A 25,775-nucleotide genomic window follows, 5' to 3' on the forward strand; every position below is an offset into this window, starting at 1 on the left:
CGGCCCTCGAAGGCCCGAGCGGCAACGCTGACGGTCTCTGTCAGCATGGCGCCGTCACGTCGCAGGCGTCGGCTGGGGCTTCGGCTTCTGCTCCAGTCCCCGGACGGAGCGGAACAGGAGAGGGGCGAGCGCGGCCGCGCCGAAGAGGATGCCTCCCGCCACCACGACGTGGGCGTCGCCGAGCGCGGCGGCAAGAGGGGCGACTGCGACCTGGCCGATGGGGACAGCAATGAAGGATACGAGGTCGTCGTAGGCGGCGATACGTGACAGCAAGGCGTTCGGGACGTGTTCCTGGAGCGAGGTGTCCCAGGCGATCCCCATCACTCCTTGGCCCAGACCGGCGGCCAGGGCGGATGGAACGAGCCAGAAGACACTGCGGCGCAATCCCAGGGCGACCAGCGGCAGCGCGCCCAGAGCAAAGCACATCTGACCTGCGCTCAGGAGCCGGCGCAATCTGACTCTGTACATCGCGGCGCTCGAGACCAGGACGCCGACAGCCCGTGTGCTGAGCACCACCCCCCAGGACACCGCACCGATGGACGCCTTGGCCGTCGTCGGCCCGAGGACGTTCCAGACGCCGACGTAGACGCAGTTGGTGACGGCGAAGGCGGCCACGGTTGCGCAGACCCAAGGGAGAGACCGGAATGCCGACCAGCCTGCTCGCAGGTCCTGCACCAGCGCCGATCGTGGACCGGGCGCGTGCTCGGGGAGGTCGAGCCGGGCCATGCAGAACGCCGCGACGAGGTAGGTCGCGGCGTCGGCGGCGATGGCCCAGCCACCGCCCCAGGCCGCGACGACGAGTCCTGACGCGGTGGGTCCCGCCACCGAGATCGCGTTCTTGGCCGTTGCGAGGAGCGAGTTGGCCCGCTGATTATCGATCCCTGCGACGAGTTGGGGCACGATGCCCCGCAGGGCGGGCGACGTGAACGCGGTGAGCGTGCCGTTCAGGAACTCCACCGAGGCGATGGCGGAAAGATGGTACGCGCCGGAGACCAGAAGAAGCGCGGCGATTCCCTGGGTCAGGGCCGCGCCCAGATTCGACATCACCAGCAGCGCGCCGCGCGACATCCGGTCGGCCACGGCGCCACCGACCAGCAGGAACAGCACCAACGGAATGCTGCGTGCTGCCAGGACGATGCCCAGGTCTCCCGCGCTGTGCGAGGACTCCAGTACGGCGAAGGCGATGGCCACGGGGGCCATGGAGCTACCCAGCAGCGAGACTAAGCGCCCTGTGAAGAACCATCGGAATGAGGAATTTTGCAGGGGGCGCGTCACCTACTCCTCGCCTTCTTCCAAAGGCATATGGGTTCCCCCGTGGCTCCGCAGAGATCGTTCAGGAAACGGCGGACACGCAGAAGAACGCAGTCTTGGCTGACAAGGATGCGACCGATCAGTGGTAGGTGCAAGTTAAGGTAATGTCATGATTTTCCATGCCCGTTTTGAGGCGACATCTTGGGATTTGCAGCTTGTGAGGGACAGTCTTTGCAAAGCGCCCTTGTTTGCCTCTGAGTAACCGTGCCACTCCCGATCGGGATCTCGTGTATGGCCATATCGATACGTCCGGCTTCACGTGCTGAAAGGTGGACCGTGCCAGCGCGTCGAGCTCGACGAGATCGAGAACGTCTTGTCCCGGCACCCGCACGTGGACAGGGCCGCAGTGGTCGTCGCCCGGCGCGCCGAGGATCCGGGCGACGAGCCCTGCGAACTCGTCGCCTACGTCCGCCCCTGCCGGGCGGCGGAAGGCGATGGCCCACCGACGTCGTATCCTGCCCGGCCCCCGGGCCGCCCGGTCGGCGCCCTGCCGGCTCGTGTGGACAGCTACACCGGTGAGCCGTTCCCGGAGTCCGAGGTCCGTGCGTGGCGCGCCGCCACCGCAGAACGCGAGGGCCGGCTGGCCCCCCGGCGCGTCGTCGACGTCTGGGCCGGCGGCGCCGCCCTGCTCGGGGAACGCCACGGGCACCGGGACGCGTACCTGGCCGTCTGCCCGGATCCCGCAGAACTCCGGACAGTTCGGCCGCAACTTCGGCATGAGCGACGGTTTCGAGCGTGCCCACCGCCTTTTCGAGCAGGCATGGGACGGCACCGAAGTCTCCGAGGCGTTTCGCCGTGCCGTGGTCACGCACACAGGTTTCGTCGACATGCCCCTGTACGCCCTCCAGGAGTTCATCTACGCCCAACCCGGCAAAGCCACTCGATGGGCGGCCCATCGCCTTCTGGGGGGCTTGCCCGAGTTTGCCCCGGATCTCGAGCCTCTTCTGCTGTTCGGCGAGATGATGTATCCGTGGATGTTCCGGGAGATCACCCGGCTCCGGCCCTTCGCCGAGGCCGCCGATCTGCTCGCCGAGGCCGACGACTTCCCCGCCCTCTACGATCTGGACCGCCTCGCCGCCAACCGCGTGCCGCTCATAGCGCTGGTCTACTCGCACGACCTCTACACGCCGGTCAAGCTCCAACACCGCACCGCGCAGGCCGTGGGCAACACGCGCCTCGTCACGACCGACGACTTCCACCACAACGGCCTCATGCGAAACGGCAGGCTACTTGCGCGGCTCCTTGACATGTGTCTGCGACATCCCGAGTCTCCCCGCGGTGGGCAGCGCGTGGCGTGGACGGAGACGTGATGGACACGGCCTCGTAGCAGGCGGGGGCGAAGGCGCTGGGTCTGCTGTCACTGGGCGAGTGGCGGAAGGGAGCGCGTGGCTGCCGCTCCCGTGCGTGGGTCCGGCAAGTACGTCGAGGCCAACGGGTAGGTCTAGGACGGTGCCGTCCTCACCCGCTTCGGGGTGAGGACGGCGTTCGGAGGGCAGGTAAGGGCAGACAGCGCGTGTTACGCGTCCCGCCCTTGGCTCGCCAGCAGCGGTTCCTGACGGATTCCGCCGGGGGTCAGGTCCCACGCCTCGACGGTGAAGTCGCTGCGGCCCGTGCCTGTCGTGCGGGCCTGCAGCCGCCAGGGTCCCTCGGCCAGCGGATAGAACCTGAGGGTGAGGACCCGGCCGTCGTCGAGATAGACCTCGGCGATCGAACGGTCCACGATCACGCGCAGCTCCACGGGGGTGCCGGCCATCGCCGCCGGGCACGGGACGGCATATGAGCCTCCCCGCGCCCTCGCGTCCAGTGACGCGTGGCTGCGGTCCACGGTGAGCCGGCCGGTGGTGGGATCGATGCTGATGTCGAGGTACTCGGTGTCGTCCGCTGAGGTGACCAGGCGCAGGCCGCTCGTGCCGGTGGTGTCCGGGGTCAGGACGGCAGTGAGGTCGAAGGTGCGGCTGACCTGGCCGAGTTCGGCCGCCCCGGATTGTGTGACGTGCCCGGTGCGGTGCAGTACGCGTTCGCCGCGCAGCGCGAGCAGTTCGCGAGCGGGGCGTTGGATGATCGTTCCGTCGGCGGCGAGGGTCACCTCGCGGGGGAGAGTGAGCGTTCCCGCCCAGCCTGCTTCATGCACCCAGGCGTCGTCGCGGGCCTCCCACGCCCAGCCCCACAGCAGCCAGCGGTCCCCGGGGGCCCTGAGCAGCGCGGGGGCGTAGAAGTCGGGGCCGTGATCCAGCGGCACCGGGTCCGCGGTCGCCGTGAAGCGTCCGTCCTGCTCGCGGCCGGTGTGGACGGTGGTGTGGCTGGGGCCGCCCTGCGGGGTCCAGTCGCTGATGATCAGGACGCCGCGGTCGCCGAAGGTGGCGTACTGGGGGCACTCCCATCCGACCGGGCCGGAGCCGGCCGCGGCGTCGCTGGCGTGGAAGGGGCCGCGGTACTCCCAGTGCTCCAGGTCGTCGGATTCGTACAGCTGCGCCGCGGCGCGGTTGTCGTCGAGGGCCGAGCCGACCAGCATCCGCCAGCGGCCGTCCTGCTGCCAGACGTAGGGGTCCCGGTACATGGTGGTGTCTGCGGGCGGCTCGGGGATGAGCAGCTCCGGGCGTTTGGCCCAGGTGATTCCGCCGTCGTACGACTCGGCGGTGGTCACCGGCTGCCACCAGCGATCGGAGCGGTGGGCCGAGTAGAAGGCCACCATGCGGCCGTCGTCGGAGACCGCGTTTCCGGAGAAGCAGCCGTCGGCGTCGTAGCCGCCGGGAGTGGGGGCGAGGGCCACGGGGAGGGGTTCCCAGTTGATCAGGTCGGGGCTGCGGTAGTGGCCCCAGTGCACGTTCGAATGCCGCGGGCCGTACGGGTTGTACTGGAAGAAGACGTGGTAGTGGCCGTCGTGGAAGACCAGCCCGTTGGGGTCGTTGATCCAGTTGCGCGGGGGGCGCAGGTGCACGGCCGGAAGGTGGGGGTCAGCAGGCGGCGTGGACACACGGGGCCTTTCTCGGGGTGCGCGAGGCACAGGGGAAGAAGAAGGGGTGAAGACGCGGGGCGTTGCTCGGGCGCGGGTTCAGCCCTTCACGCCCGTCGACGCGATGCTGTTCACGAACGACCGCTGGAACGCCACGAACAGGGCGAGGATCGGCACGGTGATCATGGAGGAGTACGCCATGATCTGGCCCCAGCCCACGTTGAGTTGGAAGAAGTAGGAGATGCCCACCATGACCGGGCGCAGGTTCTCGCTCTGCACGACCATCAGCGGCCACAGGTAGGAGTTCCAGGCGGGCAGGAAGGTGAGGATGGCGACGGTGGCGACGGCCGGGCCGGACAGGGGCATGACGATGCGGCGGTAAATGGTGAACCAGCCGGCGCCGTCCACGATGGCCGCCTCGTCGATCTCCTTGGGGATGCTCTGGAAGTACTGGTGGAAGAAGAAGATCGAGAAGGCGTTGGCGACGAACGGCACGATCTGGACCTGGTAGGTGTCCATCCAGCCGGTGGTCCACTCCAGGTGGAAGCCGTTGACGCGGAGCAGCGGCAGTTGGTTGACCCACCACACCAGCGGCAGGGCGAAGGTCTCGAACGGCACGATGAGGGTGGCGATGATGCCGGTGAGGACGAGCTTGCGGCCGGGCCAGCGCATCCGGGACAGGGCGAAGGCGGCCATGCTGTTGACGATGATGCCGAGCACGACGGTGATCGAGGAGATCAGTACGGAGTTCAGCAGGAATTGTGCCGCCGGGACTCGTTCGAACACGGCCGTGTAGTTGTCCAGCGACAGGGCGCCGACCGGCAGGAAGGCGCGCAGGGAGCCCAGGTCGCCGAAGATCTGGTCGTCCGGCTTGAACGACGAGACCAGCATGAACACGAGCGGCAACGCGAAGACCAGGGCCAGGACGAACCGGCCGACGTGACCGCCGAGGTGCTTGAGGACGGAGGTCATGTCAGTCCTTCTCCCGGGTCAGGAATCGCTGGACGAGGGACACGGCCAGCACGAGCACGAAGAAGATCAGCGAGATCGCCGCGGCGTATGCGGTCTGCTGCTGGTCGTAGCCGGTGCGCACGGCCTGGTAGACGACGGTGGTGGTGGAGTCGAGCGGGCCGCCTTGCGTCATCACCCTGATCTGGGTGAAGAGGCTGAACGCCGCGATGGTGATGGTGACCAGCACGAAGGTGCGGGTGGCGCGCAGTCCTGGCCAGGTGACGTGGCGGAAGCGGTGCCAGCGGGTGGCTCCGTCCAGGTCGGCGGCCTCGTACAGCTCGGCGGGGATGGTCTGGAGACCGGCCAGCCAGATGATCATGTGGAAGCCGACGCCCTGCCACACCGACATCAGGATGATGGCGGGCATGGCGGTGTCCGGGTTGCCCAGCCAGTCCGGGCCGTCGACGTGTCCGAGGGTGAGCACCGAGATGACGTGATTGACCAGGCCGTCCTGCCGGTAGAGGAAGGTCCACAGGAGGGACACGACGACCATCGAGGTGACGACCGGCAGGAAGTAGACGGTGCGGAAGAAGTTGACGCCCCGCACCTTCGCGTTGACCAGCAGCGCCAGCACCAGGGCGAGCCCGGCCTGGAGCGGGACGACGACGGCGGCGAAGTAGGCCGTGTTGCGCAGGGACTTGTAGAAGACCGGGTCTTCGAAAAGCTGGGTGAAGTTGCGAAGGCCCACGAAGCGGGCCGGGGTGGGTGAGATCAGCCTCGCGTCGGTGAACGCCAGGGCGAAGGCGAGGGCGACCGGTACGACGAGGAAGACGATCAGCAGCACGACGGCCGGGGTGGCCATGCCGACGGCGGTGAGGCTCTCCCGGCGGCGTGCGTTGGTCGTTCGGGTTCGCCGGACCGGACGCAGCCGCTCAAGGGCTGCGATCATGGTGGTCACGGTAGCTCCAGGGGGGAGCCGGTCCGGTTCGGGCGCGCGAGGAGGCGCGGTCGGGGCCCGAACCGGACCGGAGCAGGGTCAGCCGGCGTTGTAGTTGTTCGTCTTCAGGTTGTTGTCGATGTCCTTCGCGGCCTGGCCCAGAGCGTTCTTGGGATCGGCGCCGGACAGGATGTCCTGGGCCGCCTTCTCGAACTCGGTGGAGATGTAGGGGTAGGCGGGGGTCACCGGGCGTACCTCCGCGTACTTGCGCGCGAACTGGACGAGCTCGTTGAACTTCCCGCCCGGCTGGTAGCCGTCGATCTGTTTCGCGGCGGCCTCGGTGCCCGGGAGAGTGCCGGTGGCCTTGGCGTAGTCGACGAAGTACTTGGTCTGGCGGGAGAACTTCAGCCACGCCTGCGCGCCGTCCTTGTTGGAGCAGCTGGAGCTCATCGCCCACTGCCAGGAGGCGCCGCCGATCTTGGGACCGTTGCCGAAGTCGACCGGTGGGATGATCGCCAGGTCGTCGCCGAGCTTGTCGGCGTTCTTGGTCGCGTTCCAGCTGCCGTCCCACTGGATGGCGCTCTTGCCGGCCAGGAAGTCCTTGTTGGGGTCGGCGCCGGACTTCTTCGACATGTAGCCCTTGGATACCAACGAGCGGAACCAGGCCGCCCATTCCACGGACTTCTTGCCGTCGAGGGTGCCGGAGGCGGTCTTGTAGCCCTCGCGGTTGACCAGGTCACCGCCGAAGCTCTGCAGCTGCGGGGAGTACGCGTACGACCACCACTCACCGGTGCCGCCGGTGCCCATCTCCAGCGGGTACTTGAACTTCCCGCTCTTCTTCAGCCTGGCGAGCGCCGCGTCGAACTCGGTCTTGGTCCACGGCTTGTCCATGGTGGGGATGCGGATGTCGTTCTCGTTCAGCACCGACTTGCGGGCGAAGAAGGTGAGGGCGACGTCGTAGAAGCCGAAGCCGTAGACCTTGTCCTTGTAGCGGCCGACGGTGCTGGGCAGCTGGTCGGACAGCGGGACCTCGCTGCCGGAGACGTCGATCGGGGCGAGGTAGCCGCCCCAGGCCCAGTTCGGCACGTTGGGCCCGTCCACGTCGAGCAGGCAGGGCAGTTTGCGGGCCGAGGCGGCGGCGACGACGGAGTTGTTGTAGTCGCTCTGCGGGAACGCCTGGAGCTTGACCTTGTACTTGCTCTGGGATCCGTTGAAGTCCTTGATGATCTTCTTGACGACGTCGAGCTCGGCCGAGTTGCCGGCGTTGTGCGTCCACAGCGTCAGTGTGTCGCCGTCGGCTCCGGACGTGCTGCCGCCGCTGCCGGTCGCGCATCCGGCGACCAGCGCGGTCACCGCTGCCACGGCTACACTCGCTACTGCGAGGCGCCTGGTTCTGAACACCACGAGGGTTCCTCCATCTCACTGAGACGGGTCTTGCCGGACCCGCCTTGGCGACCGGTTGCGACGGTCGCTGTTCTTGGTGGTCGTCCCGCCGCCCGGAGGGTCAGAGCTCCTGGCGGCGGGACAACCGTCTTCGGGTGCCCGGTGTCAGCCCCCGGCGGGGGCGCCGATGGAGGCACGTTCCCGCAGCGGCATGGGCACACGGTGGACGACTGCTTCGAGCGGCCCCCTGCGGAGGATCAGTTCCACGGCGAGTCGGCCCAGTCGGTAGTGCGGCAGCTTCAGCGTGGTGAGCGCCGGGCGCAGTACGGACGCGATGTCCTGGTCGTCGAAGGAGACCACCGACACGTCGCCGGGCACGGACAGACCTGCCTCGCCGAGCGCCTGGTAGGCGCCGAGGGACACCCGATCGGCCAGGCACACCAGCGCCCGCGGACGGTGACCCGCCGCGAGCAGCGCGGAGACCTCCCGGTAGCCGTCCCGCGTGTCCCAGTCGCACTCGATGACACCGTCCAGCCGGGCCCCGCCCTCCCGCAGAACCTCTTCCAGGCCGCGCATGCGCTCGTTGCCGGCGATGATCCCCTCGGGCGTGGCCGGCACGGCCTGGTGGCCGCCGATCGCCCAGATGCCCTCGGTGTGGCCGGCCGCGAGCAGGGCGCGGGCCGCGTCCCGGCCGGCCTGCAGTTCGTCGGGGACGACGGACGGGGCGTCGAAGCCGGGGGCGAGGCAGTTCAGCAGGACCACGCGGCGCCCGAAGAGCTCTTTGGGCGGAGTGACGTACCGGGTGAACATGGACGCGTAGATCACCGCGTCGACCTGGCGGTCCAGCAGCGCGTGGACCAGCGAGGACTCGGCGTCGCGGTCGCCGCCCGCCTCCGTGATGAAGAGCAGGTTGTCCCGTTCCCGGGCGGCCTCCATCGCGCCGCGGATCACCTCGCCCGCGAAGGGCGTCGTGGTGATCCGGTCCGAGACGAACCCGATGGTCTGCGTCGACTTCGTCCGCAGGCTGCGCGCGGTGACGTTGGGGCGGTAGCCCAGCTCCTTCGCGGCGTCCAGCACCTTCTGGCGGGAGGCGTCGGAGATGCGCATGTCGGTGCGACCGGACAGGGCGAACGACGCGGTCGTCGGCGAGACGCCCGCGTGGCGGGCGACATCGGCCATGGTCACACGACGTTCAGACATGCGCTGCTCAGCTCCGTGATAAATCGGATTAGCAAGTTGCGAAGAGATTGATGCGCCCGTGGCCGGATGTCAACACCGCAGACATCTCGAATGAAAAATGGGGGCTATACATACCGATTTGCCCGTCTCTGTTGTAACCCCCAGGTAAATCGGTATGCATTAGCTCTTGCGTTAGCAGGAGCGGGGAGCGAACGATGCCGAGCCATCTCGCTTAAACCGATTTGGCAGAGCGTCACACCTGCCGCGCACCACCCAGGAGCCCGCCCATGAGGAGAAGAACAGCCCTCACCGTCGTGTCCGCCGCCATCGGCGGGGCCGTCGTACCGCTCTCGTTCGCTTCCGCTTCCGCCGCTGCGGAGAGCCGACGCGGACCCCAAAGTCCCACCGCCCGCTGGGACTTCGACGAGCGCGGCGGCACGGTCGCCCGCGAGGCGGTCTCGGGCTCCGCCGACCCCATCGACTACGTCTTCGAAGACGCCCGCTACAAGCCGGACACCGATCCCGTCCGGCGGCGCGGAGTGCGCGGCCGGGCGCTGTACTTCGACGGCTACTCCACCGTCGTCACCGCCCAGGGCCCCGGCCGGCTGGACCCCGCCCAAGGCCTGACCATCGATGCGTGGATCGCCCCCTACGCCTACGAGCACGGCATCGACGGCAAGCCCCAGGCCCTGGTCAACCAGCACAACCCGGACGCCAGGACCGGCTTCCTGCTCGGTCTGCGCCGCTTCGGCCAGATCGTCTTCCAGCTCGGCTTCGGCACCGACCTGATCGAGGTCAAGGGAGCCCAGGACCAGCCGGCCGCCAAGGGCCGATGGACCCACGTCGCCGCCAGCTACGACCCGGCCGCACACCAGCTGCGCCTCTACCGCGACGGCCGCCTCATCGGCGCCGCCGCCACTCCCGAAAAGACCCCCCAACTGGCCCTCGGTGAGCTGCTGTTGATCGGCCGGCACAACCGGCCCACCCTGCTCAACGGCGAGTTCCACGCCAACATGTACATGGGCCTGCTGGACAGCCTCGTCATCCGCCCCGGCACCCTGGACGACACCACCGCGCAGCGGGAGCACACCGAGAGCGTTGCCGCGCTGCCCGGCAACCGCGTGCCCCGCCCGGACCTGACGTTGAACCGGTCCCGTTTCGACGGCGACCGGCACCGCCCCCAGTTCCACATGCTGCCGCCCTGGCACTGGATGAACGAGCCGCACGCGCCCGTGTACTTCAAGGGCAAGTACCACATCTTCTACCAGCACGATCCGCTCGGCCCGTTCTGGGGCCAGATCCACTGGGGACACGCCGTCAGCACCGACATGGTGCACTGGCGGGACATGCCCATCGCCCTCGCGCCCGCCGCGGACTCGCCCGGACCGGACGGGATCTGGTCGGGCTCGGCCTACGTCGACGGCGACCGCGGGCCGGTGCTCTTCTTCACCGGCGGCGACGACCGGCTTCCCTACCGTCAGCGCACCGGCATGGCCGTGTCCTCGTACAAGACCGACCACGACACGGACCTGCCCACCTGGACCATGAAGTCCGAGCCGGTCACCGAGGCCCCGGCCGGTCTCCCCGCCGGCCCCGGCACCGCGTGGGCGGAGAACTTCCGCGACCCGTTCGTCTGGGAGGAGGACGGCGTCTGGTACCAACTGGTCGGCAGCGGCATCGTCGACTACAACGGCACCCAGGTCACCAGGAAGCACGGCGGCACCGCGCTCGTCTACACCGCACGCAGGCCCGAGGGGCCCTGGACGTACCGGGGCCCGCTGCACTGGAACGACCTCACGAAGGTCCCCGAGCCCGGAGAGGTCTGGGAACTGCCGGTGCTCCTGCCGCTCCCCGGCCCGACGGGCAAGCGCACCGGCAAGCACATCCTGCTGGTCAGCCCCTGGTGGGAGGCGTTCAACCCTGACGCCGTCAAGCACACCTACTACTGGATCGGAACCTTCGACAAGCGCGCGTTCCGCTTCGTGCCCGACCACGAAAAGCCCCGCGAGTTCGACTTCGGCGAGCACTTCACCGGCCCGTCCGGCTTCGTCACCCCCGACGGCCGCTCGGTGCTCTTCAGCATCACCCAGGACCGCCGCAGCGAACAGCAGCACGCCCAGTCCGGCTGGGCCCACAACGCCGGCATGCCGGTCAGCGTCTCGCTGCGCCAGGACGGAACCCTCGGAGTCGAGCCGATCGAAGAGGCGGCCGGACTGCGGGGCCGACGACTGGTCAAGATCCGCCAGGCGTCGGTGAAGGAGGCCGACCGCCAACTCGCCGGCATCTCCGGCGACATGCTCGACATCGAGGCCGTCATCGAGCCCCGCGACGCCACGACCGTCACCCTGGCCGTCCGGTCGAGCGCCGACGGCAGTGAGCGGACCCTGCTCTCCTACGACACGAGCAAGCACCGCTTCTCCATCGACCGCGGCCGCTCCAGCCTCGACCCGGACGTCCGCAAGGGCGTCCACGGCGGCACGGTCGAACTCGTCGGCGGACAGCTGAGGTTGAGGGTCCTGCTCGACCGTTCGATGCTGGAGGCGTACGTCAACGGCACCAACAGCCTCACCAGCCGCGTCTACCCGACCCGGAAGGACGCCACCGGCCTGCGGCTGACCAGCGAGGGCGGCTCCGCCCGGGTCGTCTCCCTGGACGTCTGGCGCATGAACGGCGCCTACGACACGTCCGTGGCGCCGGCCGCCTACGACCCGCCGCGCCCGACGAACGTCGACGCCCTGCCCAACCACGACTTCGCCACCGGCGACCTCACCGGATGGACCGTCGTCTCGGGCACCACCTTCGGCGACGCCAACGTGACCACCCGCACCGACTGGGGCTGGGGCGGACCCTTCTACCAGGCCGAGACGGCGGACGACCCGGGCGGCCACCACCTGTGGGGCTTCAACCCGGACGCGGGCGGCGACGACGCCACAGGTGTGCTCCGCTCCGCCACCGTCGTCCTCGGCGGAGACGGCGTGGTCGACCTGCTCGTGTCCGGCGGCAACGACCTCGACCGGCTCTACGCGGCTGTCGTCCGCGCGGACGACAGCAAGGTACTGGCCAAGGAAACCGGGCGTGGTGGCGAACAGTACCGCCGTGTCGTCTTCGACCTGTCCGAGCACATCGGCGAACGGGTCTACGTCGAGGTCGTCGACAAGGCGACCGGCGGCTGGGGCCACATCAACGTCGACGACGTCAACGTGCCTGTCCAGCGCTCCTGACCACCTGCCCACCCACGTTCCACGCTCCCGGGGCCCTGTCGTGGGCCCGCGACCAGGAGAACGCACTGATCAGCCTGCTCAACACACCTCACCCCATCACCGGAGGTATGCATGCGCACGCGTTCATCAGCGACATCCAGGACGGGGCCCCCGGGCAGCCTGCTGCGCACACTGCTCGTCCTCGTGGCATGTCTCGGCATGACAACGCCCCTCATGTCGGGACAGGCCGGCGCCGGCGAGAACACCCTGTCCAACCCCGGCTTCGAGACGGGCGACCTGAGCGGCTGGAGCACCACAGGAGGCGCCTTCAACGGATCCGTCACCAACCAGCCGGGCTGGGGATGGGGCTGCTGCTTCAACCAGCAGGGCACCTATCACCTCTGGGGATTCGCGGGCGGCGGTGATGCCCCCACAGGCACCGTCACCTCCGAGCCGTTCACCCTCACCGGCACGGGAATGGTCAGTGTCCTGGTTTCCGGCGGCCGTGACGACGGCCGGCTGTACGTGGCTCTGACGACCCTGGACGGCACCGTCCTGCACAAGGCCACCGGCACCGACGACGAGGCCTACCGCCGCGTCACCTGGGACGCGCGCGAGCACCTGGGCGAGCGGTTACGCATCACGGCGGTCGACCGGGCCACCGGCGGCTGGGGACACATCAACCTGGACGACGTGAGAGTCGGCCTGGACGAGGCTCCGGACCCGGGCCTCGAAGGGCTCACCGCCTACTGGGATTTCGCCGAGGGCCACGGCACCGCGACCACGGAGCGGATCAGCCGGAGCGCGGACCCCATCAGCTACGTCTTCAACAACGCGGTCCACAAGCCGAACAGCGACCCACTGTGGCGTACCAAGCGGCAGGAGGACGGCGTCCTGTCCGGCGCCCTTCTCTTCGACGGCTACTCCACCTGGGTCACCCGCGCCGCATCACAGACCCAGCTCCCCACGGACGGCATGACCGTCGAAGCCTGGGTCGCACCGCGCGCCTTCGAATGGGGTGACGAAGGCAAGCCCTCGGCCATCGTCAACCAGCAGGACAAGGCAGCACGCCGAGGATTCTCGCTCGGCGTCGGCCGGCACGGCATGTGGCAGTTCGGCATCGGTACCGGTGACGCCTGGTACGAGACGGCGGTCCCCCAGGCGGCAGCTCTGGCCGCGGGCAAGTGGGCGCACATCGCCGCGGCCTTCGCTCCGAGCGAGGGCACCATCAGCCTCTACCTGAATGGCGAGCAGGTCGCCCGGACCGCCATCCCCACCACGGCCCGTCTGGCCAAGGCCGACGTTCCCCTGCTCATCGGCCGCCACAACCAGCCCGCCATCATCAACGGCACCTTTGCCGCAAACATGTTCAACGGCCAGATCGACGAGGTGAAGGTCCACACGGACGCGCTCACCTCCGAAGCCGTGCGGGCCGGCCACGAGCACGACATGCAGACATTCGCCGGAGGCAGCATCCCTGAGGCCCGTATGGCCATGGACCGCTCACGCTACGACGGCGACCGCTACCGCCCGGGCTACCACTTCTCGGCCCCCAACCACTGGATGAACGAGCCCCACGCCCCCATCCAGGTCAACGGCAAGTACCACCTCTTCTACCAGCACAACTCCCACGGCCCCTACTGGCACAACATCGGCTGGGGGCACGCGGTCAGCGAGGATCTGGTGCACTGGCGCGACCTGCCCGTCGCCCTCGCACCCACCGCGGGGAGTGTGGCACCCGACGGTGTCTGGTCCGGCGACGCGACCCTCGACGAGAACGGCGTCCCCGTCCTGCTGTTCACGGCCGGCAACGATTCCCAGCGCCCCAACCAGGCAACCGGACTCGCACGCCCCGTCGACCCCGGCGACCCGGACCTGGTCGAGTGGAAGATGCACCCGACCCTGGTGACCAGCCAGACCGCCGATCTGGACGTCGGCGCCGGACGGAAGGTCCGCTTCGGGGACTTCCGCGACCAGGACGTGTGGAAGGAAGGCGACACCTGGTTCCAGCTGGTCGGCTCGGGAGTCCAGACCACCTCAGGTCGAAGCGTCGGCGGGACGGCGCTCCTCTACACCTCCAAGAACCTCACCGACTGGACCTACTCGGGGCCTCTGATGGTCGGTGACGTGGCGGCCCACCCCAAGACCGGCCAGGTCTGGGAGCTGCCCACCTTCCTCCCCATCGGCAAGGACGACCAGGGACGCCAGCGACGGGCGCTGCTCGTCAACCCGTCCTTCCCCGACGGCCCCGCCGAGTACAGCAGCAAGTACGTCTACTACTGGGTCGGCACCTGGGACGCCCAGGCCCGCCGATGGACACCCGACACCACCGAGCCCAAGCTGCTCGACTACGGCGATCACTTCACCGGCCCCAGCGGCACGGTCGACGACAAGGGCCGCTCCCTCGTCTTCAGCATCGCGCAGGACCGGCGCACGGAGCGCGCCCACTACGACGCCGGCTGGGCCCACAACGCCGGACTCCCCGTCCAACTGTCCATGCGACCTGACGGAGACCTGGGAGTCGGCCCGGTCGAGGAGGTCTCCCGGCTCCATGTGGGCGAACCGCTCCTGAAGATCAACGAACCGGCCTCCGTCGCCGACGCCAATGCGCGCCTGGCAGACATCAAGGGGGACATGCTGCACATCAAGCTGACCCTGGAGCGGGGCAGCGCCGACACCTTCGGTCTGGACGTCCTGCGCAGCCCCGGGGACGAAGAGCGGACCCGTCTGTTCTACGACGCCTCAGCCGGACAGCTGGGCGTCGATCGAACACGATCCGGAAACAACTCCAGCGTCGACGCCGACCCGGGCATCCAGAAAGGTCCGCTGACGCTCTCCAACGGACAGTTGTCACTGGATGTGTTCCTGGACCGCTCGATGATCGAGGCGTACGCGAACGCGCACAAGTCCATCACCACCCGCGCGTACCCCTTCCGGCAGGACTCTCTCGGCCTGCGGCTCTTCGGCGACGGCAGTGTCGTCAAGTCCATGACCATCTGGAAGATGGGTAACCTGACCGACTGACCCGTCGGCGCCATCGACCCGGTCGGCACGTCTGGCGCGCCGACCGGGTCGATGCGTCTCACGTAATCCGAGTGGTTCCGGCGCTGTCAGATCCCATGCGAGCAACTCGCGGGCCGGTCGCTGGATCTTCCGGAAGCACGCGGTCGCTGGGGCGGCTGTGCCGGGGGGGGGGAACCCGACGGGTGCCGTCCCGTGTCGGGGTCTGACTCGTGTGAGAGCTGGCCGGGTGCCTTGTCACGTAGTGTGTCGCTCTTCGGGTGTGGGACGGTGCGTGCCCGCACCGAGTCTGGGGGTTGTGTCCCGATAGGGGCCTGCCAATACACCGCAGTCACGGTTCCGACCGCCCGCCTGGCTTGGTGCAGGCCCTCGATGTGGCACGCGAGCTCTTCCACCTGATTCGGCCCGAGAGCGCAAAGCGGCCTGCGGCCGCCTGAGCCGGGGGATGCGGACTCCACCGGCTGCCGTGACCGCGAGCGCTCCGAGCAGGGCCAGGACGGCGGCCGGGGCGAGGACGGCCCAGGGGGCGCGTTCGGCGTATGGCTGGTTCTCGGCGAGCAGCAGGCCCCATTCGGGGGAGGGGGGCTGGGCACCGAGGCCGAGGAAGCTGAGCGCGGCCAGGTTCAGGGCGACGCCGGGCAGTCGGAGCAGGGCGTGGCGGACGACGGGCGGCAGGACGGCCGGGAGCAACTCCCGGGTGAGCAGGTACCACTCCGAGGCGCCGAGGGCGCGGGTGGCGGTGAGGTGGGTGGTGGCGCGTTCCTGCTGGAGGAGGGCGGAGGTGTGGGTGGCCAGGGGGGTCCAGGCGCCGACGGCCACGGCGATGGCCGGGGTCCACGGGCCGCTGCCCGCGAGGCCGGTGACGAGGAGTCCGGCCAGGACGGGTGGTACGGCGTTGATGGTGTCGGCCACGGGCCCGGACAGGCGGGGGAGCAGGCCCAGCAAGAGGCCGGTGACGAGGGCGGCGGCGCTGACGGCCAGGGCGATACCGAGGGTGGTGAGCGCGCCGTGGCCGACGCGGGCCAGGATGTCCCGGCCGAGCGCGTCGGTGCCGAACGGATGGGAGGCGGAGGGGGCTTGGAGTCCGGCGGCGGGGTCCAGCGCGAGCGGGTCGCGTGGCAGGCCGAGGGTGATGACGGCGGCCAGCAGTGCCCCGTACAGCAAGGGGAGGATGCTGCGCGCCGGCGGTGCGGGAGGATGCAGGGAATGCAGGGCGCCGTCGCGCAGCGCGGGCCCGATGAGCAGCCGGGCGGTGAGTCGCGCCAGGGCACCCGCGATGGCGGCGAGCACGACCAGGGTGAGCGTGCCGGTCTGCAGGACGGGCAGGTCCTGGGCGAGGGCGGCGCGCAGGGTGAGCTGACCCAGACCGGGGATGTCGAAGATCTGCTCCACGGCGACGGCTCCGCCGGTCAGGCTCACTACGAACAGACCCAGGTTGGGCAGCAGGCCGGGCACGCAGCGCCGCACCGCTTCGCGGGCCACGGCCCTGGGCGGGAGGCCGCGGGCGGCAGCCGCCAAAGCCCACGGCTCGGCGAACGCGCCGGGCAACAGGTCGTCCAGGAGTCGCCCGAGGACCGCCCCGGCGGGCAGACCGAGTGCGAGGGAGGGCAGGACCATCCACTGGGGGCCGTACCAGCCGAGGGCGGGCAGCCAGCCGAGCTGCGCGCCGATGACCGAGGCGAGGACGGAGGCGACGAGGAACTCGGGCAGTGCGGCCAGCACCGCCGATCCGGTGCCGCCCGGACGCCTGGTGCCGGGCTGGCGCCTGGAGCCCAGCCACAGGGTGCGGGCGCACACCGCGGCGGCCGTGCACACGGCGACCGCGACAGCCCCGGCCATCAGCATCAGGGAGACACCGAGGGCCTGTGCGGCAGAGGGCAGCACCTCGCTGCCGGAGACCCAGGAGCGGCCCGTGTCTCCGCGCAGAAGTCCGCCCAGCCAGTGCCCGAGCAGCGTCAACGGGCCCCTGCTCAAGCCGAGTTGATCCCGTATGGCCCGCAGTGCCCCGGGGGTGGGATCGCGCTCTGCGGAGCGGGCCTTGAGCACGGTCAGCGCGGGGTCGGTGCGCGACAGCCATGGCAGCAGGCCGATCGCGCACACCAGGGCGGCGGTGAGCGCGGCCCGCCACAGCAGCGTGGGGCCGCCGCCCCGCGCCAGAGCGCGCAGGGCGGTGGACCGAGCGGAGGGGCCTTCGGAGCGGCCGGATGTGCGGTTCAGCGCCGGGATCCTGTTCCCACGTACTGGCGCTCGTCCCAGCTGAACAGCGCGCCCTGCACCGACTTGGCGATGCCCAGGACTGCCTTCACGTGGACGAGGGGGATCACGGCGTCGGTGCCGAGGATCGCCGCCTCGGCCTTCATGGCGGCGTCCTGCCGCCTGCCGGTGTCGGACTGTGCCTGGGCGGCGGCGACGAGCCGGTCGACGTTCTTGTCGCACAGCTGCGACAGGTTGTACGTGCCGTGGCAGGTGAAGTCGCTGGCCAGGACCGAGACGGGGTCGCCCGTGTCGAGCATCATGTTGCGGGAGGTCACCGCGGCGTCGTACTTCCCGGCCAGCATGTCGCTTTCGACCTGCGAGTCGCTGCGCACCACCAGCTTCACCTTGAACCCGGCCTTCTCCAGGTCCTGCTGCAGCACCTGGGCCACCTCGGGCAGCTCGGGCCGGGTGGAGTAGGTGGCGATGGTGATGGTCCTGCCGTCGGGCTTGGTGGCCTCGGCCCGTCCGGTGGGCGCAACGCGCTTGCCGGCCGTCCAGGGCAGGGCGGGGCCGAAGAGGCCCTTGGCGGGTTCGGCGTACCCCTCGTACACCTGCTTGGCGATGACGGAGGTGCCGATGGCCTCGCGGGCGGCGGCCCGCAGTCCGGGGTCGGTGAAGGGGCCGGATCTGGTGTTCAGGTAGAGGCTGGTGTCGCGGGCGGTGTCCGTCTCGTGGACGGTGCCCTTGTCCAGGGACGCGATTTGCGAGACGGGGATCGCCTGGGCGATGTCCACCTGGCCGGTGCGCAGGGCGTCGGCGCGGGCGGTGCCGTCGGCGATGAACTGGACGTCGATGCCGGGGGACTGGGCGAGGCCGTCCCAGTAGCCGTCGAAGCGGTTCAGGGTGGCCGCCGTGTCACCGGTGATCTTCGTGATCTCGAAGGGGCCGGTGGCGGTGCCGACCGGGTTCACGGTGCCGTTCTTCTCGTACGCCTTCGGGGAGAACACCGCCAGGCCAGGGTTCGACAGCCGCAGCGGCAGCACCGGGTCGGCCGTGCCGGTGTCGACCCGCACCCGGTCCTCGCCCATGGCCTGGGCGGTCAGCTTCACTCCGCTCAGGGCGGCGGGTGCCGGCTCAGCCTCGGCGGCGTGGGTGAGCGCGGAGGCGACGGCCTTCGCGGTGACCGCGGTGCCGTCCTGGAACCTGGCCTGCCGCAGCGTGAACACCCAGCTCCTGCCGTCCTTGTCACTGATCCACGACTCGGCGAGCGAGGGGATCGCGGTGCCGTTGGCGTCCAGCTTGGTCAGCCCCTCCGAGACATCCAACCGGGACATGATGAAGGCGTCCTGGCCGTAAGGGGAGTAGTGCTCGGTCGGTGCGAAGGCCAGGGCCACCCGCAGCCGGGCTCCCGCTGCGGAGCCCGACGAGCCGGAGGACGATGGGTCGTCCTCATGGGAGGCGAAACAGCCGGTGAGGAGGGGAGCGAGGAGCAAGCCGGCTATCAGTCGGCGGCGGGGTGTTCTCATGGTTCGCGTTCTTGTCTTCCGACGGTGGCGATCAAGGGGGCTTCAACGGCAGAGTAGGTGAAAACCGTTTCCATTTCGCCAAGAGGGTTTCAAGACGCGGAATTGTTTCCTCGCGGGATGGTGGGGTCTTCGGTGCGTGCCGGGTCCGTCCGGGGTCGTCGGCGGTCGGGCCCCTCCCTGCGCCCGCCGCCGTGCGGGCGGCCTCACTCGACGTCCGTCACCGCCACGGTGTGTGCGGGGTGCAGGCGTCAGCCGTCGTCGTGAGCGGCCAGGATTCGCTGCACTCTTTCGGCGTTCGTCTCGATGTGGTGACTCGCCTCGCGCTGTGCACGCCGGGCATCGCCTGCCCGGACCGCTTCCATGAGCGGCTCGTGCTCGCTGACCACCTTGCGGGGGTTCTCGTACTCCCGCTCGTGTGCGGACAGGGCCATGAGATAGAAGCGCAGTTCCCGGGTCAGTCCCGCGTAGAACGCGTCGATGCGGCTACTGCCGAGGGCTGCCACGATCGCCGCGTGAAAGGCCAGGTCCGCGGCCACGATGTCAGCGCGCTCGTGTGACCTGGTCGCCGTCGCGAGTCGGGAGTAGGACTCTTCCACGACAGCGAGTTGGTCACCGGAGAGGGGTGTCGCCAGCGCGGCCGTCTCCAAGCGTTGGCGAGCGGTGTAGAGCTCCGCGACCGTCTCGGGTGTCGGAGAGATGATGACGGCCCCGCGGTTCAGCTCGAAACGGACCAGACCGCCGTGCTCCAGTAGACGCACCGCCTCGCGGACCGTGTTGCGTGCGATACCGAGTTCGGTGGCGATCGCACTCTCGCGCAGGCGCTCACCGGGGCGGAAGGCCCCCGCGAGGATCCGCTGCGAAAGTCCGTCCGCGATCTGCTGTGCGGTGGTGGTCCTGCGGGCCACCAACCCGTCGAGTGCCGTCATGGCGTCATCGTACCGAGCCGGGGCCCTAGCGCTCAACAGTAGAACTGTTCTACAGTTCCACATCGACGGTCGCACAGCTCGACTCGTCCTGGGACAGCGTCTCCGCGCCGTCGCCCGACGCCGCGAGTCCCGCCCCCGCCCAGCCACCGCGATGCCAGGCGCTCCACGTCCACGTCCGAGCCGCAGACCGCCTGGCGCGCACACGGCCCCCGTTGTTTGTCGCATGCGCGACCACCGGCAACGACGCCGCAGAAAGGCTCAGAACAGTGCAGACAATTCCCGAGGTCACCACAGAGCACCTCAAGCCCGACGCGCCGGGACCACTAAGACAACGGCACGTCCGAATGATCGCCCTCGGCGGCATCGTCGGCGCCAGCCTCTTCGTCGGCAGCGGAGCCGTCATCCACACCGTGGGTCCGGCGAGCATCCTCTCCTACGCCCTCGGCGGCCTCCTGGTCATCCTCGTCATGCGGATGCTGGGGGAGATGGCCACCGCCTCACCCACGCTCGGGTCGTTCATGGAGTACGCCCGCGCCTCGCTCGGCGGCTGGGCCGGCTACACCATCGGCTGGCTGTACTGGTACTTCTGGGTGGGCGTCGTGGCGTTCGAGGCGGTGGCCGGCGCCAAACTGCTCATGCTGTGGATCCCGGGCGTACCCCAGTGGGTCTTCTCCCTGGTCCTGATGACCCTTCTCACCGCCTCGAACCTCGTGTCCACCCGCTCGTTCGGCGAAACCGAGTTCTGGCTGGCTTCGGTCAAGATCGCCACGATCGTCGTCTTCCTCCTCGCCGGCACCCTCTTCGCGCTGGGCATCTGGCCAGGGTCGAACCTGTCGGTCGGCAACGTCACCCACGGCGGCTTCGCCCCCCACGGCCTGTCGGCGATCCTGCACGGCATCGTGATGGTGATCTTCGCCTACGTCGGCACGGAGATCGTGACCATCGCCGCGGCGGAGTCCGCCGACCCGGTGAAGTCGGTCGTCAAGGCGACCTCCTCGACGGTATGGCGTGTGATCATCTTCTACGTCGGCTCGGTGACCCTGCTGGTGATGATCACCCCGTGGGGCCAGATCCCGACCCAGACCAGCCCCTATGCCGCCGCCTTCGGCAAGATGGGCATACCCGCGGCGTCCACCATCATCAGCGTCGTCGTCCTCACCTCCGTACTGTCGGTCCTCAACTCCGGCCTCTACACGGCCTCGAGGATGCTGTTCGCACTCCAGCGCCACAACTGGGCGCCGAGATGGGTCGCCGACCGCAACCGGAAGGGAACGCCCTGGAAGGCCATTCTGGCCTGCACCTCCGCCGGTTATGTCGCCGTCGTCATGAGCTACGTCGCGCCGGACACCGTCTTCGATTTCATCATCAACTCCGCCGGGGCCGTGGGCCTGTTCGTCTACGCGATCATCGCCGGATCACAGCTGCGCATGCGGCGCCGGCTGGAGCGGGAGGCCCCCGAGCGGCTCAAGCTCCGCATGTGGGGTTATCCGTACCTGAGCTGGATCACCCTGGCGGGCATCCTGGTCGTGGTGAGCTCCATGCTGCTGGTTCCGGACGCCCGCTCGCAGCTCTACCTCAGCGTCCTCAGCCTGGCCGTCATCCTCGCCACGTACGTGGTCGTGCGGTACGTGCAGAAGGCCGTCGCACGTCGATGACGAGCCAGGTACCGACGCCGTCCCGGGTGGCTCTCGTCACGGGCGCCACCTCCGGCATAGGCGCCGAAGCCGCCCGGCGACTCCACCACGACGGGTTCGCGGTACTCCTGAGCGGCCGCTGCGGCGAACGAGGTGAGGCCCTGGCGCGTGAACTCGACTCCGACAGCGCCTGTTTCGCCCCGGCCGACCTCACACGGGACGGCGAACCCGAACGTCTCCTGGCACACGCCGTCGACCGGTTCGGCAGGGTGGACGTGGTGGTGAACAACGCGGCAAGCGACCACACCGGAGAACTGCTGCACGTCCCGGCCGCCGAGATCCGCGCCACGTTCGAGATCAACACCTTCGCCGCGATCGCCGTGCTCCAGGCGGCAGGGCGCGCCATGCGGGAGTCGGGCGGCAGCATCATCAACGTCACCTCCCGGCTGGCCACGGTCGGCGTTGCCACGATGGGCGTCTACAGCGCCAGCAAGGGCGCGATGAAGGCCTTGACGGCGGCGGCCGCGGTGGAACTCGCGCCGTACAACATCCGCGTCAACGCCGTAGCACCCGGCATGACCCGCACGCCGCTCTACGAGGAATGGCTCGCCTCCCACGAGGACCCCGAAACCGTTGCCCGCACGGTGGCCGACGGCATTCCGCTCGGCAGGCCGGCCACCCCGCAGGACGTCGCGAACGCCATCGCGTTCCTGGCCTCACCCAGCGCCGACTACATCACCGGCATCACCCTGCCCGTCGACGGCGGCTACACCGCCCAGTAACTCGCACACCCCCAGGGAAGCAGTCATGTCCAACGAGAACCCGCCCGTCCTGACCGGGCCCGCCCTCTGGAGCGCCCAGGCCCACCTCCCGTCCGTCCTGGGACGCCAGCTGACCGTCGACCGCGCCGAAGGAAGCTACGTCTTCACCACGGACGGCCGCCGTCTGTTCGACGGCACGGCCGGTCTGTGGCACGCGAACGTCGGCCACGCCCGCCCCGAACTCGCAGAGGCCGCCTACGAGCAGATGCGGCGGCTGGAGACGTACCACATCTTCGGCCGCTACCTGAACGACCGAGCCGTCGAACTCGCCGAGCGCCTGGCCACGCTCTCGCCCATCGACGACCCCAAGGTCATCCTCAACAGCGGCGGATCCGACGCCATCGACGTCGCCTGCAAGCTCGCCCGCCGCCACTGGCAGCGCGAGGGACGCACCGGCAAGACCGTGATACTCAGCCGCGAGTTCGCCTACCACGGCCTGCACGCCTACGGCACCAGCATCGCGGGCCTCGACTTCAACCGCGCCGGCTACGGCACCGAGTCCCTGGTGCCCGAGACCGCGCGCGTCTCGACCCACGACATCGAGGCGGTCCAGCGCACGGTGCGCGACATCGGCCCGGAGAGCATCGCGGCGATCGTGGCCGAACCCATCCAGGGCACCGGCGGCGTCAACCCGCCCGCGCCCGGCTACCTGGAGGGACTGCAGCGCATCTGCCGGCAGAACGACATCCTCCTGATCGTCGACGAGGTCATCACCGGGTTCGGACGTACGGGCCACATGTTCGCCTCCGAGCGGTACGGTCTCCGGCCCGACCTGATCACCTTCGCCAAGGGCATCACGTCCGGATACGCCCCACTGGGCGGCGTACTCGTCGCGCCCCACATCTGGCAGCCGTTCTACCGCGACTCATCCGACACCCCCGTCTTCCGCCACGGCGCCACCTACGCCGGGCACGCCACCGCCTCCGCCGTCGCCCTGCGCAACCTCGACCTCCTCGACGAGGACAAGCTGCTGCCCCGAGTGACCGAGCTGGAACAGCTGCTCGCCCGCGAACTGAACGGCCTCACGACCCGGGCAGCGGTCGTGGAGACACGGGTGGCGGGTTTCCTGGGCGGCATCACGCTCACGGACGACATCAGCGCCGAAGCGGTCACCGACGAACTGGTCGAGCACGGTTTCATCACTCGACCGCTGCGCGGCAACACCGTTCAGATCAGCCCGCCGTTCATCACCACCGACGACGAGATCCGGCAGCTCGTGGCCGCCATCGACACCGTCATCGCCGACCAGGAAGCCAAGTGACCACCATGCGCACCCTCCCCGACGCCGAACCGACCGCCCTGGCCGGCTCCGACAAGGTTCTGGCCAACCTCGATCTCGCCGTGCCGGGCGTGGCCCGCACCTTCGACGTCCACGATCCGGCCACCGGCCACACGATCGCCCAGGTCCCCGACCTCGATGTCCGGCAGGCCCTCGACGCCGTCGCCCGCGCCGACGAGGCAGGCCGGTCCTGGGCCGCCACCACCACGCGGCACCGCGCCGACATCCTGCGCGCCTGGTACGACCTGATCAGAAGCAACGCCGAGATCATCGCCCTGCTCATCACCCGCGAGATGGGCAAGCCGCTCGCCGAGGCCCGTGCCGAAGTCTCCTACGGCGCGGACTTCGTCCGCTGGTACGCCGAGGAAGCGGTACGCCCGGCCGGAAACCTCCGCGACGCCCCCACCGGCGGGGCCCGTCTGTTCACCCGGCGCGCACCCGTGGGGCTGTCGGTCCTCATCACCCCGTGGAACTTCCCGCTCGCCATGGCCACCCGCAAGATAGCCCCGGCGCTGGCCGCCGGCTGCCCCGTGGTCGTCAAACCCGCGCCCCAGACCCCCCTGACCACCATCCTCGCGGTCCAGCTCGCGGTCGCGGCCGGTGTCCCCGAAGACCTGGTGCAGGTCGTCACCACCACCGACGCCCCCGCCTTCAGCACCGCCGTGCTGGCCGACCCGAGGGCGCGCAAGGTGTCCTTCACCGGATCGACCGGGGTCGGCAAGGTCCTCCTGCGTCTCGCCGCGGACAACGTCCTCAAGAGCTCCATGGAACTGGGCGGCAACGCCCCGCTGCTGGTCTTCGACGACGCCGACTTGGAGCGGGCCGTCGACGGGGCGTTCGCCGCCAAGATGCGCAACGGCGGCCAGTCCTGCATCGCCGCCAACCGCATCTTCGTCCAGGACGGCATCGCCGACGCCTTCGTCGACGCCCTGACCGACCGGCTGGCCGCCATCGAGGTCGGCAACGGACTCGCCCCGGGCGTCGACCTCGGCCCTGTGATCGACCACAGCGCCGTGACCAGACTCACCGGCCTGGTCGAGGACGCGACCCGCCGCGGCGCACACCTCCGCACCGGCGGCTCGGCTCCCAGCCACCCCGGCACGTACTTCGAACCGACGCTCCTGGACCACGTACCGGCTGACGCCGACCTCGCCCGCACCGAGATCTTCGGGCCGGTCGCCGCCATCCAGCGCTTCTCCCACCAGGACGAGGCCATCGCCCGCGCCAACGACACCGAGCACGGCCTGGCGGGCTACGTCTTCACCGAGAACCTCGACCGCGCCTTCAACGTGGCCGACCAACTGGCCACCGGACTGGTCGGCATCAACCAGGGCGTCCCCTCGAACGCGGCCGCACCGTTCGGCGGGGTCAAGCAATCCGGCCTCGGACGCGAGGGCAGCAGCGAAGGACTCGAGGAGTACGAGGAGATCCGCTACTACAACCTCTCTTTGCGGCCGACCAGTTGACCGGCCCTCGCCGGCACAACGCCGTGCCGAGGCGGCCCGACAAGGCGCGTCGACCCACTGGCCTGACGGGGACGACTCCCGCCGATCCCACACTGTCGGCCACTCGCCGGACTGCCGACCTCTTGGTGGCGCCCGGTCCCGCTTGCCGGGGCCGGGCACGCCCCCACTTCTGGGATGGCGGCTTCCGCCCGGCGCAGCGGGGCTGCCTCCTGCTGCGTGGCGACCGTCGCCCGCATCGAGGCCGACCTGCGGGTCACAAGTCCAGCACCAGCCGCCGCCCCCGGTACCGGGAGACACAGATCATCCCTCGTCTCACCGCTCTCCCGCTCCTCAGGAGTGAGAACGGAGTCCCGGTGTTCCGGGGTGCCGTCAAGGACGTCGGTCTCACAGGTGCCGCAGGTGCCGCAGGTGCCCTCGGTGCAGGGGTAGAGCACCTCGACGCCGGCCGACCGCACCGTGTCGAGCACGGACACGCCCGGCGCGACGGTCAGGGGCAGGCCACTTTGCGCCAGCTCGATCTCGAACTCTCCGCCCGGACCGGCCGGTTGCTCCTTCGGCCGGAACCGCTCGACGCGCAGCACGCCGGACGGGCAGCGGTCCTCGACCGCGTCCAGCTGGATGCGAACACGCGCGCTCCCCTGGAGAGGTGGAGCGAAGAACGCATTCGAAGCGCTTCGATACCCGTTGTGGGACCAGGGGAGGGCAATGAATCACCAACGTCGTCGCGTCAAGCAGCCCATACGAAGAGCCTCTTCCGTGTCCCGGGGAATGTTGGAAGGGGCCTTGTGCACCCATGGGCGTTCACTTAACCTCACAGCAATGTCGAAGCGGTTCGACAGCGCCTCGTGTCCCAGTCATGGGATGTCCCTCTTTCAGCTCAGCCAATTCCCCAGTCACGACTCCGCACGTCGCCCCCACCGCCGGGTGCCGCACGGCACCGTCGCCGCCCGCCGCCCCGGCACCCTCGTCGTCTCCACCAACAACCGCTGGGC

The 25,775-nt window shown here is 69.5% G+C and carries 16 protein-coding genes and 1 pseudogene; 7 read left to right on the top strand and 10 right to left on the bottom strand.

Features of this window, described 5'->3' with window-relative positions; translation table 11 throughout:
- Window positions 1-54: 54 nt before the first annotated feature.
- Window positions 55-1,275, bottom strand: a complete 1,221-nt coding sequence (locus ACIRDU_RS36800) for an MFS transporter (RefSeq protein WP_403588267.1) — start codon at window positions 1,273-1,275, stop codon at window positions 55-57.
- A 752-nt stretch (window positions 1,276-2,027) separates the two neighbouring features.
- On the opposite strand from ACIRDU_RS36800, the gene ACIRDU_RS36805 reads away from it, so the two are divergent.
- Entirely contained in the window at window positions 2,028-2,621 is a 594-nt protein-coding gene (locus ACIRDU_RS36805; protein WP_403588269.1) for a hypothetical protein, read from the top strand.
- A 206-nt stretch (window positions 2,622-2,827) separates the two neighbouring features.
- On the opposite strand, the gene ACIRDU_RS36810 is transcribed toward ACIRDU_RS36805, so the two are convergent.
- The 5 genes from ACIRDU_RS36810 to ACIRDU_RS36830 all read right to left on the bottom strand — a co-directional run bounded on the left by ACIRDU_RS36810 (window position 2,828) and on the right by ACIRDU_RS36830 (window position 8,735).
- Window positions 2,828-4,249, bottom strand: a complete 1,422-nt coding sequence (locus ACIRDU_RS36810) for a glycoside hydrolase family 32 protein (RefSeq protein ID WP_403588271.1) — start codon at window positions 4,247-4,249, stop codon at window positions 2,828-2,830.
- Window positions 4,250-4,363: 114 nt separating this feature from the next.
- Window positions 4,364-5,236 (bottom strand): carbohydrate ABC transporter permease, encoded by an 873-nt coding sequence (locus ACIRDU_RS36815; protein WP_403588273.1) that lies wholly within the window; start codon window positions 5,234-5,236, stop codon window positions 4,364-4,366.
- Window position 5,237: 1 nt separating this feature from the next.
- Entirely contained in the window at window positions 5,238-6,164 is a 927-nt protein-coding gene (locus ACIRDU_RS36820) for a carbohydrate ABC transporter permease (RefSeq protein WP_403588275.1), read from the bottom strand.
- 87 nt (window positions 6,165-6,251) lie between these two features.
- Window positions 6,252-7,514: an ABC transporter substrate-binding protein gene (locus ACIRDU_RS36825; RefSeq protein ID WP_403588277.1), complete on the bottom strand. Its 1,263-nt coding sequence runs from the start codon at window positions 7,512-7,514 to the stop codon at window positions 6,252-6,254.
- A gap of 186 nt (window positions 7,515-7,700) precedes the next feature.
- Window positions 7,701-8,735, bottom strand: coding sequence for a LacI family DNA-binding transcriptional regulator (locus ACIRDU_RS36830; RefSeq protein ID WP_403588279.1), 1,035 nt, complete (start codon window positions 8,733-8,735; stop codon window positions 7,701-7,703).
- Window positions 8,736-9,001: 266 nt separating this feature from the next.
- Here ACIRDU_RS36830 and ACIRDU_RS36835 point away from each other — a divergent pair, with 266 nt between their 5' ends.
- Both ACIRDU_RS36835 and ACIRDU_RS36840 read left to right on the top strand, forming a co-directional pair.
- Window positions 9,002-11,935, top strand: a complete 2,934-nt coding sequence (locus ACIRDU_RS36835; RefSeq protein ID WP_403588281.1) for a GH32 C-terminal domain-containing protein — start codon at window positions 9,002-9,004, stop codon at window positions 11,933-11,935.
- A 198-nt stretch (window positions 11,936-12,133) separates the two neighbouring features.
- Window positions 12,134-14,938, top strand: a complete 2,805-nt coding sequence (locus ACIRDU_RS36840) for a GH32 C-terminal domain-containing protein (protein ID WP_403588283.1) — start codon at window positions 12,134-12,136, stop codon at window positions 14,936-14,938.
- A 234-nt stretch (window positions 14,939-15,172) separates the two neighbouring features.
- On the opposite strand, the gene ACIRDU_RS36845 is transcribed toward ACIRDU_RS36840, so the two are convergent.
- The 3 genes from ACIRDU_RS36845 to ACIRDU_RS36855 form a co-directional block, all read right to left on the bottom strand.
- Window positions 15,173-17,035: an ABC transporter permease subunit gene (locus ACIRDU_RS36845; protein ID WP_403588285.1), complete on the bottom strand. Its 1,863-nt coding sequence runs from the start codon at window positions 17,033-17,035 to the stop codon at window positions 15,173-15,175.
- Window positions 17,036-17,148: 113 nt separating this feature from the next.
- On the bottom strand, window positions 17,149-18,657 hold the full coding sequence (locus tag ACIRDU_RS36850; RefSeq protein WP_403588287.1) for an ABC transporter substrate-binding protein: 1,509 nt from the start codon (window positions 18,655-18,657) through the stop codon (window positions 17,149-17,151).
- Between the two features lie 248 nt (window positions 18,658-18,905).
- A complete protein-coding gene (locus ACIRDU_RS36855; RefSeq protein ID WP_403588288.1) occupies window positions 18,906-19,583 on the bottom strand; it encodes a GntR family transcriptional regulator in 678 nt (225 codons plus the stop codon).
- 344 nt (window positions 19,584-19,927) lie between these two features.
- Between ACIRDU_RS36855 and ACIRDU_RS36860 the strand changes: the two genes are divergently transcribed.
- From ACIRDU_RS36860 to ACIRDU_RS36875, 4 genes are read left to right on the top strand one after another with little or no spacing between them, the layout of a single operon-like run.
- Window positions 19,928-21,238 carry an amino acid permease gene (locus ACIRDU_RS36860; RefSeq protein WP_403588289.1) on the top strand — a complete coding sequence of 437 codons (1,311 nt, stop codon included), beginning with the start codon at window positions 19,928-19,930 and terminating at the stop codon, window positions 21,236-21,238.
- A complete protein-coding gene (locus ACIRDU_RS36865) occupies window positions 21,235-21,999 on the top strand; it encodes an SDR family NAD(P)-dependent oxidoreductase (protein ID WP_403588291.1) in 765 nt (254 codons plus the stop codon). The genes ACIRDU_RS36860 and ACIRDU_RS36865 overlap by 4 nt, the downstream gene beginning before the upstream one ends.
- Window positions 22,000-22,024: 25 nt before the next feature.
- Window positions 22,025-23,299, top strand: coding sequence for an aspartate aminotransferase family protein (locus ACIRDU_RS36870; protein WP_403588293.1), 1,275 nt, complete (start codon window positions 22,025-22,027; stop codon window positions 23,297-23,299).
- A 5-nt stretch (window positions 23,300-23,304) separates the two neighbouring features.
- The gene (locus ACIRDU_RS36875) at window positions 23,305-24,783 is read left to right on the top strand and encodes an NAD-dependent succinate-semialdehyde dehydrogenase (protein ID WP_403588315.1); all 1,479 of its coding nucleotides are present in this window, start codon (window positions 23,305-23,307) and stop codon (window positions 24,781-24,783) included.
- 253 nt (window positions 24,784-25,036) lie between these two features.
- Here the strand turns inward: ACIRDU_RS36875 and ACIRDU_RS36880 are convergent.
- A pseudogene (locus ACIRDU_RS36880) lies at window positions 25,037-25,397 on the bottom strand (2Fe-2S iron-sulfur cluster-binding protein); the annotation flags it as partial.
- Window positions 25,398-25,775 lie beyond the last annotated feature (378 nt).

The sequence above is a fragment of the Streptomyces sp. NPDC093598 genome, assembly GCF_044764825.1.
In the GTDB taxonomy this organism is placed as follows: Bacteria; Actinomycetota; Actinomycetes; order Streptomycetales; family Streptomycetaceae; genus Streptomyces.

Excerpts from the sequence above, each read along its gene's own strand:
- ACIRDU_RS36850 (WP_403588287.1), bottom strand. The coding sequence starts at position 18,657 with ATGAGAACACCCCGCCGCCGACTGATAGCCGGCTTGCTCCTCGCTCCC.
- ACIRDU_RS36855 (WP_403588288.1), bottom strand. The coding sequence starts at position 19,583 with ATGACGGCACTCGACGGGTTGGTGGCCCGCAGGACCACCACCGCACAG.
- ACIRDU_RS36865 (WP_403588291.1), top strand. The coding sequence starts at position 21,235 with ATGACGAGCCAGGTACCGACGCCGTCCCGGGTGGCTCTCGTCACGGGC.
- ACIRDU_RS36875 (WP_403588315.1), top strand. The coding sequence starts at position 23,305 with ATGCGCACCCTCCCCGACGCCGAACCGACCGCCCTGGCCGGCTCCGAC.
- ACIRDU_RS36840 (WP_403588283.1), top strand. The coding sequence starts at position 12,134 with ATGACAACGCCCCTCATGTCGGGACAGGCCGGCGCCGGCGAGAACACC.
- ACIRDU_RS36815 (WP_403588273.1), bottom strand. The coding sequence starts at position 5,236 with ATGACCTCCGTCCTCAAGCACCTCGGCGGTCACGTCGGCCGGTTCGTC.
- ACIRDU_RS36805 (WP_403588269.1), top strand. The coding sequence starts at position 2,028 with ATGAGCGACGGTTTCGAGCGTGCCCACCGCCTTTTCGAGCAGGCATGG.
- ACIRDU_RS36870 (WP_403588293.1), top strand. The coding sequence starts at position 22,025 with ATGTCCAACGAGAACCCGCCCGTCCTGACCGGGCCCGCCCTCTGGAGC.
- ACIRDU_RS36860 (WP_403588289.1), top strand. The coding sequence starts at position 19,928 with ATGATCGCCCTCGGCGGCATCGTCGGCGCCAGCCTCTTCGTCGGCAGC.
- ACIRDU_RS36835 (WP_403588281.1), top strand. The coding sequence starts at position 9,002 with ATGAGGAGAAGAACAGCCCTCACCGTCGTGTCCGCCGCCATCGGCGGG.
- ACIRDU_RS36820 (WP_403588275.1), bottom strand. The coding sequence starts at position 6,164 with ATGATCGCAGCCCTTGAGCGGCTGCGTCCGGTCCGGCGAACCCGAACG.
- ACIRDU_RS36830 (WP_403588279.1), bottom strand. The coding sequence starts at position 8,735 with ATGTCTGAACGTCGTGTGACCATGGCCGATGTCGCCCGCCACGCGGGC.